This is a genomic window from Bradyrhizobium sp. CCBAU 11434 (assembly GCF_028128895.1).
In the GTDB taxonomy this organism is placed as follows: Bacteria; Pseudomonadota; Alphaproteobacteria; order Rhizobiales; family Xanthobacteraceae; genus Bradyrhizobium; species Bradyrhizobium zhengyangense.
This window is the reverse complement of record NZ_LBJX01000081.1, coordinates 26307-40478: the sequence shown is the minus strand read 5'-3', so window position 1 is coordinate 40478 and position 14172 is coordinate 26307. Positions and strand designations below refer to the sequence as shown.

Annotated in this window: 13 protein-coding genes and 4 pseudogenes; 11 read left to right on the top strand and 6 right to left on the bottom strand. The window is 61.9% G+C overall.

The genetic code is table 11. The features are described 5' to 3' along the window. Window positions 1-381: 381 nt before the first annotated feature. The 4 genes from XI06_RS17820 to XI06_RS17805 are packed head-to-tail and all read left to right on the top strand — an operon-like array spanning window position 382 to window position 3161. Entirely contained in the window at window positions 382-1344 is a 963-nt protein-coding gene (locus XI06_RS17820; protein ID WP_237873120.1) for a DUF3618 domain-containing protein, read from the top strand. A 10-nt stretch (window positions 1345-1354) separates the two neighbouring features. After that, window positions 1355-2020, top strand: coding sequence for a hypothetical protein (locus XI06_RS17815; RefSeq protein WP_011090757.1), 666 nt, complete (start codon window positions 1355-1357; stop codon window positions 2018-2020). After that, complete coding sequence (locus XI06_RS17810) at window positions 2017-2433, top strand: phage holin family protein (RefSeq protein WP_237873121.1); 417 nt, start codon at window positions 2017-2019, stop codon at window positions 2431-2433. Before XI06_RS17815 ends, XI06_RS17810 begins: the two co-directional genes overlap by 4 nt. Beyond that, window positions 2430-3161, top strand: coding sequence for a hypothetical protein (locus XI06_RS17805; RefSeq protein ID WP_237873123.1), 732 nt, complete (start codon window positions 2430-2432; stop codon window positions 3159-3161). Before XI06_RS17810 ends, XI06_RS17805 begins: the two co-directional genes overlap by 4 nt. 629 nt (window positions 3162-3790) lie before the next feature. Here XI06_RS17805 and ligD (XI06_RS17800) read toward each other — a convergent pair. The 4 genes from ligD (XI06_RS17800) to XI06_RS17785 all read right to left on the bottom strand — a co-directional run bounded on the left by ligD (XI06_RS17800) (window position 3791) and on the right by XI06_RS17785 (window position 7734). Then, window positions 3791-4738 (bottom strand): non-homologous end-joining DNA ligase, encoded by a 948-nt coding sequence (gene ligD / locus XI06_RS17800; protein ID WP_237873125.1) that lies wholly within the window; start codon window positions 4736-4738, stop codon window positions 3791-3793. A 133-nt stretch (window positions 4739-4871) separates the two neighbouring features. Then, entirely contained in the window at window positions 4872-5060 is a 189-nt protein-coding gene (locus XI06_RS17795; RefSeq protein ID WP_080677645.1) for a hypothetical protein, read from the bottom strand. Between the two features lie 676 nt (window positions 5061-5736). Next, window positions 5737-5976, bottom strand: coding sequence for a DUF2171 domain-containing protein (locus XI06_RS17790; protein WP_011090751.1), 240 nt, complete (start codon window positions 5974-5976; stop codon window positions 5737-5739). 78 nt (window positions 5977-6054) lie between these two features. After that, on the bottom strand, window positions 6055-7734 hold the full coding sequence (locus XI06_RS17785) for a DNA polymerase/3'-5' exonuclease PolX (RefSeq protein WP_271606010.1): 1680 nt from the start codon (window positions 7732-7734) through the stop codon (window positions 6055-6057). A 466-nt stretch (window positions 7735-8200) separates the two neighbouring features. Between XI06_RS17785 and XI06_RS17780 the strand changes: the two genes are divergently transcribed. The 4 genes and pseudogenes from XI06_RS17780 (at window position 8201) to XI06_RS17765 (ending at window position 9997) form a co-directional block, all read left to right on the top strand. Further along, window positions 8201-8521, top strand: a complete 321-nt coding sequence (locus XI06_RS17780; RefSeq protein WP_237873127.1) for a hypothetical protein — start codon at window positions 8201-8203, stop codon at window positions 8519-8521. A gap of 37 nt (window positions 8522-8558) precedes the next feature. Further along, the gene (locus tag XI06_RS17775) at window positions 8559-9179 is read left to right on the top strand and encodes a hypothetical protein (RefSeq protein WP_237864907.1); all 621 of its coding nucleotides are present in this window, start codon (window positions 8559-8561) and stop codon (window positions 9177-9179) included. Between the two features lie 74 nt (window positions 9180-9253). Further along, window positions 9254-9710, top strand: a pseudogene (locus tag XI06_RS17770) (YidB family protein). Window positions 9711-9733: 23 nt separating this feature from the next. Then, the gene (locus XI06_RS17765) at window positions 9734-9997 is read left to right on the top strand and encodes a GlsB/YeaQ/YmgE family stress response membrane protein (RefSeq protein WP_237873128.1); all 264 of its coding nucleotides are present in this window, start codon (window positions 9734-9736) and stop codon (window positions 9995-9997) included. Between the two features lie 58 nt (window positions 9998-10055). Here the strand turns inward: XI06_RS17765 and ligD (XI06_RS17760) are convergent. Next, window positions 10056-10975, bottom strand: a pseudogene (gene ligD / locus XI06_RS17760) (non-homologous end-joining DNA ligase). Between the two features lie 113 nt (window positions 10976-11088). On the opposite strand from ligD (XI06_RS17760), the pseudogene XI06_RS17755 reads away from it, so the two are divergent. The 3 genes and pseudogenes from XI06_RS17755 (at window position 11089) to XI06_RS17745 (ending at window position 13127) form a co-directional block, all read left to right on the top strand. After that, window positions 11089-11271: pseudogene (locus XI06_RS17755) on the top strand (DUF3606 domain-containing protein). 76 nt (window positions 11272-11347) lie between these two features. Continuing rightward, window positions 11348-12247 carry a methyltransferase domain-containing protein gene (locus XI06_RS17750; protein ID WP_271606009.1) on the top strand — a complete coding sequence of 300 codons (900 nt, stop codon included), beginning with the start codon at window positions 11348-11350 and terminating at the stop codon, window positions 12245-12247. Between the two features lie 91 nt (window positions 12248-12338). Then, window positions 12339-13127: a hypothetical protein gene (locus XI06_RS17745; protein WP_271606008.1), complete on the top strand. Its 789-nt coding sequence runs from the start codon at window positions 12339-12341 to the stop codon at window positions 13125-13127. Window positions 13128-13138: 11 nt separating this feature from the next. Here XI06_RS17745 and XI06_RS17740 read toward each other — a convergent pair. Further along, window positions 13139-14035: pseudogene (locus XI06_RS17740) on the bottom strand (3'-5' exonuclease). Between the last annotated feature and the right edge of the window lie 137 nt (window positions 14036-14172).

Here is a 14172-nt window from a genome sequence, read left to right as displayed (position 1 = left end):
CTCACCTCGCGAGGGGGAGACTCGCCCCGTTCCTTGTTGTCCGGGAGACTAAGGCCCAGCTTGAGGGCGGCGAGCATGTTGCAGACGGGTCGTCCGCCAATCTCCGCCGCCATGCTTCCCGGACCTGAGGGACATAAGAGAGCGAAGCCGGGAAAGCGGCGATGCCGCCGACGTGGGCGGCGATAGAACCGGACGTGGACGGTTCAGCGGAGTACTCAGGGCCGTTCCTCCGTGCCTTTGCGGAAGGATTCGCCAGACCTGTCTGTCCTGCTTTCGAGCGTTCTTGATCGCGAGAGCGCCGGACGAGCAACTAGGAACGATCCAACCAAAGGCGAGTTCGTCCTCGAAGCAGTGTCCAAAAATAAGCCCAAGAGGATGAACATGACACGATCGGTGGATGAGCTACGACGCGAGTCCGAGCGTAACCGGGCGGAGCTGGCGGCCACGGTCGACCGTCTGAAGCAGGGACTATCCGACACGAAGCAGGATCTGCGTGACATGGTCACGCCTCAGCGAATTAAATCGGAAGTGTCGGACTATGTGAGCGACACGGCTCAAGGCTGGGTCAAAGAGCTCAAACAGAAAATGATGAATAACCCGCTGGGCGCGGTCGCCGCGGGTACCGCGGTGGCTGTGCCGCTGCTGCGATTGGCCCGAGGGGCGCCCCTGCCGCTTCTCATGATTACTGCGGGCCTCGCTCTTACCTCCAAGAGCGTGCGCGACCGGGCTGCTGAAGCGGTGTCGCCCGTGATGGATGGAGCTAGTCGGTTTATCGACGAAACTGCCGAGAGGGTGCAGGAAGCGAAAAGTGGGGCGCAGGCGAAACTCTCCGAGTCCCAAGGGCGGGCCGCTGGTGCGGTCAACGATGCCATGGATGCGGCCAAGACATCAGCCGACGACCTCAAGGCTCGAGCAACGGAGGCCGCAGGGGCGATCGGTGACAACATCACCAGAGGGATGGATGCCATCAAGGATTCGGCGAACGCCGCTCCAGAACAAGCGCGTCAGATCATCGGTGATAATGCCGCGCTGATCGGAGGACTTGGCATCGCCATCGGCGCAATAATCGCGGCGGCCCTGCCGGAAACGAAGTTCGAAGACCGGACGGCCGGCCCCGCCAGCGATAGCCTGAAGCGCGCTGCAGGCGAAGCAGCTGAATCCGGTTTGGAGGCGACCAAGGATGCGACGTTGTCGGCCGCCGATGCCGCGACAAGGAGCGTGAGTGAAGCCGATCTGGGGCGGCACGCGAGCCGTATGACCCGGAATCTGGCCGACAACCTCAAGGAAGCGGCCGCAGAAGTTGTCGACGCGGCGTTCAGCCCCTCCCGAAATTCTAGCACCTGAGAGATACACCATGAGCGATTCAGACGTCATCAAGCCGGCCAACTTCAACAAAGGTAAGAGCAACTCCTCCATCGGTCTGAAGGAACAGATCGGCGATGCAGGGGCCGAGATAAAGCAGCGCGCCGGAGAAGCCCTGCAGGCATCGGCGGACATGGCACGGGACAAGTTCAGCGAAGCCACCGATGCAGCCAAGAACGTCGCCAGCGGCACCGTCGACCAGATCCAAGAACGGGCACGAGAACAGCAGCAGACCAGCGCCGATTTCATCCAGCGCTTGGCCGGAAACTTCCGCCAGGCCGCCGGCGCATTCCAAACTGACGTGCCATTTGCCGCACGCGGTATCAACTCAGCCGCCGATTATGTGGAAGACGCGGCCGCAAAGGTTCGCGACGGCAGCTTTCGCGACCTCGTCGACGGTGCGACCGATTTTGCGAAGCGACAACCCGCGGCTTTTCTTGGCCTGTCTGTCTTGGCTGGGTTCGCCGCTGTACGGTTTCTGAAGGCTTCGGGAGGCAGCTCGACCGCGCAGCGGACGGGCTCGGCGACAGGCGCGGAAGCTGGCTCATCCGGCGGCCGAGCCGCTTATGCGAGCAAGGACTTCGGTGGCCAGACCTCTACGGGATCACCGACCGGACAGCAGCAGAAGCCACCTTCGCAGGACGGCAGCGCATCATGAGCATCGAGCACGACATCGAAACGGGGAAAAGCGATCTTAGCAACATTTCGGGCCTTGTCGGAGATGCGCTGGTTCAGGTCACCAAGCTTTTCCAGAATGAGGTCGACCTGGCGAAGGCCGAACTTGGCGAAAAGGTGCAAAGGCTCGGCAAAGCATTTGGACTTTTGGCCGGGGGCGCCGTCCTTGTCATCCCGGCCATCGTCATGGCGTTGTTCGCCCTGGCATCCGCGTTGATCAACGGGGGGTGGTCGCCAACATTAGCCTACCTGACTTCCGCGATTGTCGCCGCTGCCATATCGGGCGCTTTGTTTGCCATGGGCATCAAGCGGCTGGATGCGCGCAGCCTGGCTCCGCGGGAGACCATAAGGCAGCTTGAAAAGGACAAAGACACCGTGAAGGGAATGATGCGATGAGCGGCCCGCAAACCGGCTTTTTTGATAGTTTCCTTGCTGCAGCCCGAGAGAACCCGCTTTCCGCCGCGCTGATCGGCGGCGGAGCACTTTGGCTGATGCTCGGGGACGCGAAGTTGAAGGGGGCTGCGCGATCCGCGGCCACCGTCGCATCAGACGTCGTCGGCGCCGGTGCGACCAATCTGCGGGCTGCAGCCTCGGGCTTGCAGCGGACCGCAGCGCCTCCGACCGCCCCGGACATGGATCATGAAGGGAGCGGTTCGCGCGGGACGGTAGATACAGCCGCCGATACTGCGGTCGGCTCGATGTCTGATGCAACGGACAGCGTCCGCGACCGCTTCGACGAAGGCGTGGCTTACGCTCGCGAACAGTTCGCCCAGATGGGAAGTCCTCTACCGACAGCAGACACCTTGGCGAAAGCTCAGTCTTCAATCGGCGACGTCATGGAGAAACAGCCCCTGGTAATCGGCGCCGTTGGCTTGGCGATAGGCGCAGCACTTGCGAGCGCATTTCGAACGTCTCAGATAGAAGACAACTACATCGGCGAGGTCAGCGACGAAGTGAAGGATGATCTGAGCAGGCGCGGATCCGCCGTGTCTCAGGCGCTGCGCGAAGCTGCCGATACGCTCGTGGCCGAAGCGAGCGACATGGGAGCCGAGGCAGTCGATCGGATGAGGCAAGCGGGGACTGATGCCACCCAGGCCGCGAAGGAAAAGACCAAACAGTTGTGAGAGTTGCCGGCCCATGCTTCCGACCTCTCGCGCAACCACGATCCCCCGTTTGGAAAATTAGGAGCCTAACATTAGCCGCGGAATGCCATCCATGACTGCCCTTTTGGGACATGCTCACAATCGCGGGTTACCAAAATCGCGCAAGTTAGCGGACATGTTTCGCAACGCTACCTCCGGTGGGAAAGGCTTGCGCAGGAACACGTTGCCGCCGGACGAGGCGCGACCGGCGAAAAGCCGATGGCGTAGATAACCCGCAATCCCGGATCCTGCTTGAGCGTTCGGCGATCTGCCATCCATCGACGCTTCCCAGCAGTTGCACGTCGGTGATGAGAACATCGGCGGCGCTTCGCCCGCACGATGCCAGTGCCTCTCCGCCGGTCGAGGCGTGGATGACGTCGAGCCTCCACCACGAGCTCCCGGATCAGCGAGTCATACTCGACGAAGAGTATGCGCACCAGCCGCTCCTTTCGGTCTGAAATTCTGCAACGTCTTTCGAACGGTCCCGCCTGAGCGTCGTTCCCTCGAGCTGCCAAGAGTGGAAGACCAGACGACTCACATCGGATTCATAGGAGGGGTACCTGCCATTCTTCCTCGCCCGGAGGTCCGCGTGAAACTAGGTCGCTGAAATCCTATGAGCGAAGCCGCTCTTGTTCGCGCACGACGTCTTTCGCCTGTTTGTCGGATCTGAGGCCTAGGTAGACGGGCTGGCGCAGTTCACCCTTGGTGGTCCACTCTGCGAACTTTACCTCGGCTACCAAGAAAGGTCTCACCCAGGTCGTGACTGTCTCATCCTTCACTTTCGCAGGAAAAGGCGACTTCGCCACTTGCAGCCGGGTTAGCCTGGAGTGAAGCTCCGCCAACGTTTGGTGACTGAAGCCCGTTCCCACATGCCCGATGTACCGCCAGGACTCCTTCTCCCTGACAGCAAGAACTAAGGCACCGAAGAAAGGCCTGGTGCGCCTTGGCGCCGTGAAGCCGACGATGACGACCTCCTGGCGCTTCGCGGTCTTGATCTTGAGCCAGTCCGGAGTCCGGCTTCCGGACGCGTATGCACCGTCGATGCGCTTCGCCATGATGCCTTCGAGCCCATCGCGCTCGGCCTCAGCGAAGAACTTCCTGCCCTTCCCCTTGCGGTGGCGGCTAAAACCGATCAGCCCGTGGCGCGGCAGAATGGTTTTGAGCCGCTCCTTGCGTTCGAGGAGAGGCCGCTTCCGCAGATCTTCTCCATTCGCGAACATGAGATCGAAGGCGAAATACAGCAGCTTCGCTTCATGGCGGAGGGCATTCTGAAGCAACTGGAAATGAGATACTCCGTCTTTTCCGATCGCGACCAACTCGCCATCGATCACGGCGTCGCCCTTCACCATCTCGAGCGCTGCGGCCACCTCGGTATAGCTGCGGCTGATCAGCTTGCCGTTGCGGCTGTAGAGAGCGGCCCTGCCGTCCCTGATTTCGGCAATCATACGGAAGCCGTCGTATTTGTCTTCGAAGACCCAGGCGGGATCGTCGAACGGATCATCTGTCAAGGTCGCGAGCATCGGCTGCAGGCGTTTCGGCAAACTCGACGTGCGGCCCATTCAGTTCTCCAAAACGTCCACCGGACGAACGCTCCGAGAGCATTGTCGGAGTGTACTTCGATGAGCGGACTTTCGTTGGCTCGGGACCGCTTCGCAGATGAGCCAGTGGCGGACGCCACGCCGGGTCTTACATTCACCCTTTTTGTTTTTCTTTTGCGCTTCTTCCATCGGAGCTTTTAGATCGTTCTTCAAAGCGGTCAGCGCCCTTAGCTAGATCGTGTCCCGACTTGGTCTCGTTTTTCGCTTCTTCCTTAGCAGTCGCCTCGCGCAAGCCTTCAGCGGCCTGTTCCCCCGCTTTTGATGATTTTCGTCCGTGATCCATGTGAAGCACCTTTCCTGATCAACTACACGCTTCTCCAGGAAAACTCCGTGTCATCCCAGCTAAGTCGTAACAAACTTCAATTAGATCGCTTGGACAATTGTTCCAGTTCGGGCGAAGCTAGTGCGTCTACTGTGATGGGTTTCAGATTGCCGCAGGTCGGCCGCAAGGCACTGAGCGAGGCGCCCTTCGATGTGGCGTCATCCGCTCGAGGTCCAGACCGGCAGTGGTGAGGTTCTCGCCGAGGTCGCCCGCAGGGACCTCGAAGCCGGCATCAAGAAGGGACGCCAAGAGCTAGGATGGGATCAGATGGAACTGCCGGAACTTGGGCAGGCGGCGACGGACAAGGAGCGGTGCCGAACGAACGCGCCGGCGTGGGCGTCGCCTTCGACGCCGTGGCCTTCCACCAGGACTATGCGGTCAAGGGTCGCTTTGCTGAAGTGGTGCCTACGATGTTGTCCGAGCGCAATGTGCCCCGCTGGTCCGACCGGAGCGAATGCGCCTGCCGCGGCTGCGCCCTTCAGCGCTCCATATCGTGCCTGATCCGTCATTGTTGCTCCTTGGCTTCGCGCTGGAAACGGGCCGGCGGCGGGACCGTTCTTAGAGTCGGGCAGGTGGCGCGCCTACGTGGTTTTGGACGCCTTTGCCGCAGTGATGCATGGGTTGACCGGTCGGTTGGTCAGCTTTGAGCGTGCTGCCAGTGTGAGGTGATGTCGGCGCCTGTCTTATTGAGATGCACGTGCTGATCGACGTGATCGACCCATGAGAGCGGAATGAAGTGATGATGCTGACCGTCCGGCGAACTCTGCTTCGTCAGCTTGATCTTATCGGTTCCGTCCAGATGATCGACTTTTCCGACCATCTTTCTATCCGACGAAATCACGTCCATGTGTTCCTTGATCTTAGAAATGTCTGTCATCGGTATCTCTCAGTCAGCAATAATAATCGGTCGGTCCGGGAAACTTTTGATTGCTTCCCAACGCTCAGCATACGCCGATCAGGCCGCCCGCGAGAGCGAGCGCCGCTTCTGGCGTAGGTAGCGCGTGATCTCTGAAAGCGACATCGCGTTCAGGACCCGCTCGGCGGGGACACCACCCTTGCGGGCCATCAGGACGCCCCAGTGCATGTGGTCGAGCTCGGGAATCGAGTGCGCGTCCGGATTGATGCTCAGCATGCAGCCGAAGTCGAGGGCCGCCTGGTACCAGCGCCAGTCCAGGTCGAGCCGCCATGGATGGGCATTGATTTCGACGACGACATCGTGCTTCGCGCAAGCACGCAGCACCTTCTCGACGTCGATTTCGTAGCCCGGCCGCCGCTGGAGCTGTCGCCCGGTCATGTGGCCGATGATGGTCGTGTGGGGATCGGAAATAGCCCCAAGCAGGCGCTGCGTCTGCGCTTTGCGATCCAACTTGAAGCGACCGTGGATGCTGGCCACCACGAAGTCGAAGCGCTCCAGCACGTCGTCGTCATAGTCGAGCGAGCCGTCGGCCAGAATGTCGGACTCGATGCCTTTCAGAATCCGGAAATCCTTGCCGAAGCGCTTGTTCAGCCGGTCGGCTTCCCGATGCTGCTGCGCGATCTCCTCGACGGAGAGACCGCCCGCATAGTGGGCAGACTTGGAATGGTCGGCGACGCCGAAATACTCGAAGCCTCGCTGGCGCGTCGCCTTCGCCATGGTCTCCAGGGTCTCGGTGCCGTCGGAGGCATCGGTGTGGCAGTGAAGGATGCCGCGCAGGTCCTGATCGGTGACGAGCATTGGAAGCTTGCCTTTCAGAGCCGTCTCGATCTCGCCGCGCCCTTCCCGGAGCTCAGGGTCGATGAAGGGCAGACCGAGGGCGCGGTAGATCTCCGCCTCCTCGCTGGCGATTAGGGTGCGCCCCTTGTGCAAGCCGTCGGGCTCCAATCGCATCCTCTTTTCCGCAGCCAAAGCTTGGAGTTGTTCGATATGAGTGGCGGAGCCTGTCGCGAAGAGGAGAGCAGCGCCGAAGTGCTTGCGGTCAGATACTCGGATTTGCAGCCCGTCGGCCGGTGGCGTCGATGTCTTGTCCGGCTTGGCCGCCTCCGCAACGATTACGAGGTCGCCGACGAGTTCGCAGCCTCGACGGAAATCACCGGCGAACGTCGCGCGCTTGAGTTCGGGCCGGGCATTCCGGATGGAATCACGCGCGTGCTCGAGCAAGGCGGCGGCACGGTGCAAGTGAAGGCGACCTTCTCCACTTTTGGCGATCGCTAGGTTCTGCAGGATCTTGGTCTGCAGCGCGGCGCCGAGTCCTTTTGCCTTCTTGATGCGGTCGTCCTTGGCAGCGGCTTCCAATTCCGCGAGCGAAGCGATGCCGAGATCCTTGTAGAGGCGCAGCACCTTCTCCGAACGAAGGCCGGGCACAGCGAGCATCTCGAGCACGCCCTCGGGAATCTCCTTCCGCAGCTTTTCGAGGCTGGGATGACTGCCCGTTATGTGAAGCTTGGTGATGATGTCGGTTATCGCGTCGCCGACCCCCGGGATCTCCGTAAGCCGGTCTTCGGCGATGAGCACGTCCAGAGGGACGGCAAGAGCCGCCAGGCTGTCGGCGGCCCGAGAGTAGGCTTTCGCCCGGTAGGGATTGCCGCCTCGCAAGGCGGTGCGCTGCGCGTACTCTCGCAGGAGACTTGCCACATCGCGCGCGTCGAGCGAAGGCATTCAGCCAGCCTCCCGGTCCGAGCTTCGCGGCGCCGCCGGAGTAAGGCGACCCCCGGGGCGGTCGCTTGACCGACGATCGAGAGAGCTCTCCAGCTTCCGGGCCGCGCGAAAATCCTCGAGGTGCTGCGTGTTCGGGCCGTAAGCCGCCTCCTTCTTGAGAAGGTTATAGATCCGGCCGACCACAAGCTGCAGGTGCTTCATCCGGCCCTTCGGCATCGCTCGCGCCTTGCAAAGAGCCCGGACTGCGTAGGCGCGGAAATAGTCGAAAGCGTCTGACATGATGTCAGTAAACGCCGGCTACCCCTCATGGTTCGATCAGCAGCCATGGGTCTCATTCTCCGGCGCCGGCGCCGCGGCGGGCTCGCGGCGTCGGCGTCACGGCCTGAGTGCTGCGTCAATCCGACCGGGAAAACTTGGAACCTCTGGGCGCAGCACATGTTGTGCCCGGCCAATACTGGAGGACGACATGAACAAGAAAGTTCTTCTGCTGCTGACGGTCGCTTCGCTTCTGACGGGTCCGTCGTTCGCGCAAAATCCGCCGGCGACCGACCGCCCGAACAACAACGCGGTCAACAGTTCCGGCCAGAACAATTCCGACAAACCGGTTTCGGGGGCCAACAGCTTCACCGAGGGCCAAGCCAAATCGAAGATCGAGCAGGCCGGTTACACCGACGTCACGGGCCTGAAGAAGGACGACAACGGCGTGTGGCGCGGCAAGGCCAGCAAGGGCGGCACATCGACAAACGTCAGCCTGGATTTTCAGGGCAACGTCAACGCGGCCAAGTAACACTGAGCGCAGTAGCGAACGCAGACAAGGATTCAAAATGACCGTTACGATTTCACGTCTCTACGACAACTATTCCGACGCACAGCGCGCGGTGACGAGCCTCGAAGCGGCAGGTCTGCCGCATTCGGAGGTGAGCATCGTCGCGAACAATTCGGACAACTGGTACAGCACAGACAAGAAAGTCGATCGCGACCGCGACGGTGTCGACGATCGTGCCGAAGGTGCTGCCACGGGGGCCGGCGTCGGCGCGGGTCTCGGCGGCGCAGCCGGTCTGCTCGCTGGCCTTGGACTGCTGGCCATTCCGGGCTTGGGTCCGGTGGTCGCGGCCGGATGGCTCGCCTCGACGGCGCTGGGCGCGGTCGCCGGCGGCGCCACGGGCGGAGTCGTCGGTGCGCTGACGCAAGCCGGCGTTTCCGAGGAAGAAGCACCTCTCTATGCCGAAGGCGTAAGGCGCGGCGGCACGATGGTTTCGGCCCGCGTTGCTGACGGCGACCGTGCGCGGTACGAAGCAATCCTCGACCAATCCGCCGTCAATCTGCGCGACCGCAGCGCGGCTTGGCAAAAGTCGGGGTGGAAGAGCTACGATCCCGCGGCGCAACCTTACGGCGCGGACGAGGTCCGCCGCGAGCGCCAACTCTACGGCACAGGCGTACGGTAAATCGGTTGGCAGCCCGCCTCCAAAGCGGGCCGCCTTTTTTTGCACGCGACAACGATCGAATACAGGAGCGGAAAATGAGCCGCGGAATGCCATCGATGACCGCCCTCTTGGGCATGCTCGCTCTCGCCGGTTACCAGAATCGGGACAAGCTGGCGGAGATGTTTCGCAACGCGACCACCGGGCAGCCGGCGGCAGGCAACAAGGATTCGCTAAGCGGCATGCTCGGCAACTTGGGCGGCCTCGTCGGCGGCGGTGGCGTGGTTGCTCAACGGCGGGATCGGCGAACTTCTCGAGCACTTCAAACAGAACGGTCAGGGTGACGCCGCGCAGTCCTGGGTCGATCACGGGCCGAACCGGGAGGTCACGCCGCCCGAACTTAAGCAGGCGATCGGTCCGGATGTCCTGCAGAAGCTGGAACAGCAGACTGGAATGTCGCAGCAGGAGATACTCGACCGCTTGTCCCGCGAGCTGCCGACTGCCGTGGACAAATACACGCCCGATGGACGCGTTCCTTCTCCGTCGGCTGGTTAACACAACGCGCACTCGGAGGGAAAATGGGCATCATCTGGACGATCATCATCGGTTTCATCGCAGGAGTCATCGCGAAATTCATCATGCCCGGCGGCAACGAGCCGACTGGTTTCGTTCTGACCACGATCCTTGGAATCGTGGGAGCGTTCGTGGCGACCTATCTCGGTCAGGGGCTCGGCTGGTATCGGCCTGGCGAAGGAGCGGGGCTGGTCGGCGCCGTCATCGGCGCGATCATCGTACTGTTCGTCTATGGGCTGATGGCGGGCAGGAGCGGCCGGGCTATCTAGACCGACCAAGCAGCAGGAGCCGCGGCGGATCGAAGCGCAGCGGCTCTTCGAAACCAAATCAAAGGTCTTCTCGCAGTCCCTTGAAGAACGGATGCCGGACCTTTCCTTCGGCGGACTTGGCCCTGTACTCGACCTCGGCCAACAGCCTCGGCTCGACCCAGATGCCCTTGTGTGCGATCCGCTTCGCGTAGGGTTGGGTCTTCCGGATCAGCGGCTTCAGACGCTTCTGCAACTCGGCAGCCGAAACCTTGTCGAAGCCGTGATCGACCTTGCCTGCGTAGACGAGGTCGTCGCCCTTTCGCCGTCCGAGGTATATGCCGTCCCATTTCCCCTCGTCGAGCGCGAAGCCGGCGATCGTCAGGGTCTCCCGCTGCGCGCAGGTCTTCTTCACCCAGTTGTTGCCGCGGCCGCTGGCGTATGCGCTGTCGCGTACCTTCGAAACGATGCCCTCGAGCCCGATCTTGCAGGCATGTGCGAATATGTCGGCACCTTCAAGCTCGAAGCTTTCGCTGAACTGGATCTCGGTGCCGTCGATGATCTTCTTGAGTTCGGTCTTGCGCTGGAAGAGCGGCAGCTTCCGGAGGTCGCGGCCGTTCACGTACAGAGATCGAAGGCGACCAGTACGATGCTGGTCGACTTGCCTTTCAGTTCGTTCTGAAGGACCGAGAAGTCCGTCGTGCCGTCCGCGGCGGGGACCACGATTTCACCGTCCACGATCGCCGACCCCGCCTTGATGTGCCAGGCGTCGTCGGCGACCTTCTTGAAGCGGTTGGTCCAGTCGTGGCCGCGGCGGGTGAATACCCTCACGGCTTCGTTCGCCAGCTGGACCTGGACCCGGTAGCCATCGAACTTGATTTCGTGAATCCATCGCGCCCCGGACGGCACCTTCTCGATCGATGATGCCAAGGCCGGTTCTACGAAGCCGGGGAACGGCGCCTTCACGCCGACCGCCGCCGGTTTACGTCGCTGAAACGCCACGCAACGAACTCCAACGCAACTGGTGGACTCAAGCCGGGACGGCAGGATTCGTTTCAGGAACCCCCGAATCCTTGCAGCGTTGCATCGCCGTCAGTTCGAAAGAGGAGGAGCCAATGGCGGCAGCGAAGAAGACAGCGCGTGGACGCAAGCAGGACCGGGCGCGCGTCGCCAAGGGACAGGACTAGGAAGTCCGCTACGAAGCGAAGAAGACCGGCCGCTCGGCATCGGCCGTGAAGAAGGCTGTCAAGAAGGTCGGCAATAGCCGCAAGCGGGTCGAGAAGCGCTTGGGACGCTGAACCAGCGGCCAGTCTTCGCCGGTTTCTGCCAAACGTCGACACTCCGCCGGAAGACGAGCATACTTTTAGAGACCTTGTGTTGGCCGTCCTTATCGGTCAGCATGGGGAATATTTGTTGATCTTCTCGGTTTCACCCGGCCAATTTCAAGAGGGTGTCATGACAGTTCACGATCATTGGCAGATGGATGCCAGCGCTCCCGAATTGTATGAACGGTATCTCGTCCCCGCCATCACGTCGGTCTGGGCTGATGATCTACTCGATCGCATCGAGCCTGCGAAGGGCGAAAGCGTACTGGACGTGGCGTGCGGGACCGGTGTCGTGGCGCGACGGCTGGCCGAGCGCGGCCACGTCGGAAGGCTGGTCGGCATAGACCTCAACGGGGCTATGCTGGCCGTGGCCCGGGCGAAATCCAGCGACGTGGAGTGGACCGAGGGCAGCGCGCTGGATTTGCCCTTCTCAACGCGCAGCTTCGATCTCGTGCTCTGCCAACTCGGGCTGCAATTCTTCCCCGACCGACCGCAGGCTCTTAGAGAGATGGCCCGGGTCCTCAGACCAACAGGACGTCTCGGGCTGAGCGTTTACAGCGCAATCGAGCACACTCCGGCCGCGAACGCTTTCGTGCAGGCGCTGGATGGGTTTCTCGGGCCAGAGTCCTCGCGGACCAAACGTGCCGAGCATCTTACGTGCAACGCCGACGAGGTGGGCAATTGGGTGCGCCAGGCGGGCTTCGACCGTGTGGGTGTCGAGACCGTGACCAAGCAGATCGGCTTTCCATCGGCGCTCGACTACGTTCGCTTCCAGCTCACGGCGACCCCGATGGCCGCACTGTTGACGAGAGAGGACGACGCCGGACGTGAGCGCACGATCACGACTATCGCCGACGACGTGGCGGCCCGTCTGGATCCCTCGATGCTCGCGAACGGCAGGCTGACGTTTCCACAGGAGTCCTTCGTGGTTGTCGCATCGCTGCGCTGACCGTCCATTTCGTTCGTCCGGGTCTGCTCGTGGCAGCCGAGCCCTGACAGCGTGCTGAAATTGGAAACGTCGATCGCAGGAGCTTCCGTACATGAATGAGCGTTCGAAGGAATCCGAGACACCGATTCATGACCGAGCGTTGCTGCTGCACGGCGCGAAGCGCAACCAGCTGTTGACCTTGGACGAGGTCCGTCGATACGGTAGCGACAGCTTCTCCGATCCCGACTTCGTCCGGCTGTACGGCATGAAGCCGGCCGAGTGGTACGCGCGCGGAGTGCGTTTGCTCGGCCGGACCGCCGTCGAGTGCACCCGAGATGCCGTTGCCGACCGCATCGGGCAGGACGTCGCGGCCGTCGCGGCGTCGCTTCCGGCACCGGGCCGGTGGGTCGTCGTCGATCCTTTCGCAGGCTCTTGCAATACCTTGTACTGGATATTGCGGCACGTGCAGCGATCGCGCGGGATCGCCTTCGAGTTCGACCCTCAGGTCTTTCAGCTGACCAAGCAAAACCTCGCGGCCCTCGATCGGGCCATCGATCTGAAGTGCGGCGATTACAGCGTCATGCTGGGTCAACTCCATACCGCGCCCGATGAGGCCATGATCGTCTTCGTGGCGCCGCCTTGGGGCACTGCGCTGAATGAGATGGAAGGCCTCGATCTGCGCCGGACAGAACCTCCCATAACCAAGATCATCGCGGAGTTCGGCGACGCCTTTGCCGCTAGGCGGATCCTTTTCGCCGTTCAGGTGTACGAGAAGTTGGATAAGGAGTCTCTGGCCGAGGTTCAAGGAAAGCTCGATTGGTCCGACCTGAAGATCTACGATTTCAATGCTGCCGGCAGAAATCACGGCGTTCTTTTGGGCACGCGAGGATGGACGCCCTGAAGGATTTATCGCTATGCCCGGCAGGAAAACCGGGTGAATGCGGTCAGCCGCTGTACGCTTGGCTCGACCTCGCGCATGTAGATCTCGGCTCGCAGGAAGGCGATCTCGTCGTCCAGACCGCTCTCGTTGACATCTATGAACCAGGACTTGGGTCTGCCGTCGCTGCCGTCGTTCCAGCGATAGCCGCGCCGCTTCAGCGAGTCCTTGAGCTCGAACGCGGTCTGCTCCGCCCAGACCCGCAGCGTCGGCCTGCGGGCGGTCTCGAGCAGAAGCGCGAGCGCCGGCGCACCGGTCGTCGGCAGTACGAAGTCCAGGACTCCAGCAGTGCGTGGCAGTCATCGACGGCGCGGTGCGCCTGGTGGAAGAAGCCGGTCCCGTTCAGCAGATCGCCGAGTTGCGCGCCTGCGAAGCCGTGCTCACGCCAGTCGATTTCGGTCGCGCTGCAGCCCCAGGCCTTCTGCTCGAAGACCGGCCAATAGCGCTCCGCGAACTTCCGGTCGAAACCACTGTTATGCGCGATCGTGATGACCGCGTCGTCGACGAACGCGGAGACGGCAGCGTCGTCGATCCGCTGGCCGGCGACCATCTCGTCGGTGATGCCAGTAATCGCGGTTATCTCGGGTGGGATGGGGGCGGAAGGTTCGTTGAAGGCGGCGAACGTGTCCCTGACGCCGACAATCCTCCCCTCCGCCGTGTAGTCGAATTTAACCATGCCGAGCTCGATGAATCTCGTCCTTACGATGATCGAGGCCGGTCGTCTCTGTGTCGAGCAGGATGCCGGTCCTGGTTTCCTGCCCCGCTGGCCGGGACAACGGTATGCGCGGGACCAGGCGGCGCAGCACCCGATAGTCCGACGATCGGCTGAGTGCCTCGGCCAAGGCCGCGAGATCGGTCGTGTGTTGAAGCATCGATTCTCAAGGGATAGCGCTGTTCGCTTACCGGTGTGGCACAATACGGGCCCGCGAGGTATCCGAGATTCAAGCGATTCACGGCGTTTTCAGGAGCGTAGATGTTGTTCGGCCGGATTGCAGGCGCAGCAGCATCG

Coding starts and splice junctions, on each gene's coding strand:
- ligD (WP_237873125.1), bottom strand. CDS start 4,738: ATGGGCCGCACGTCGAGTTTGCCGAAACGCCTGCAGCCGATGCTCGCG.
- XI06_RS17790 (WP_011090751.1), bottom strand. CDS start 5,976: ATGACAGACATTTCTAAGATCAAGGAACACATGGACGTGATTTCGTCG.
- XI06_RS17780 (WP_237873127.1), top strand. CDS start 8,201: ATGAACAAGAAAGTTCTTCTGCTGCTGACGGTCGCTTCGCTTCTGACG.
- XI06_RS17745 (WP_271606008.1), top strand. CDS start 12,339: ATGAATGAGCGTTCGAAGGAATCCGAGACACCGATTCATGACCGAGCG.
- XI06_RS17775 (WP_237864907.1), top strand. CDS start 8,559: ATGACCGTTACGATTTCACGTCTCTACGACAACTATTCCGACGCACAG.
- XI06_RS17795 (WP_080677645.1), bottom strand. CDS start 5,060: ATGGATCACGGACGAAAATCATCAAAAGCGGGGGAACAGGCCGCTGAA.
- XI06_RS17765 (WP_237873128.1), top strand. CDS start 9,734: ATGGGCATCATCTGGACGATCATCATCGGTTTCATCGCAGGAGTCATC.
- XI06_RS17805 (WP_237873123.1), top strand. CDS start 2,430: ATGAGCGGCCCGCAAACCGGCTTTTTTGATAGTTTCCTTGCTGCAGCC.
- XI06_RS17820 (WP_237873120.1), top strand. CDS start 382: ATGACACGATCGGTGGATGAGCTACGACGCGAGTCCGAGCGTAACCGG.
- XI06_RS17785 (WP_271606010.1), bottom strand. CDS start 7,734: ATGCCTTCGCTCGACGCGCGCGATGTGGCAAGTCTCCTGCGAGAGTAC.
- XI06_RS17810 (WP_237873121.1), top strand. CDS start 2,017: ATGAGCATCGAGCACGACATCGAAACGGGGAAAAGCGATCTTAGCAAC.
- XI06_RS17815 (WP_011090757.1), top strand. CDS start 1,355: ATGAGCGATTCAGACGTCATCAAGCCGGCCAACTTCAACAAAGGTAAG.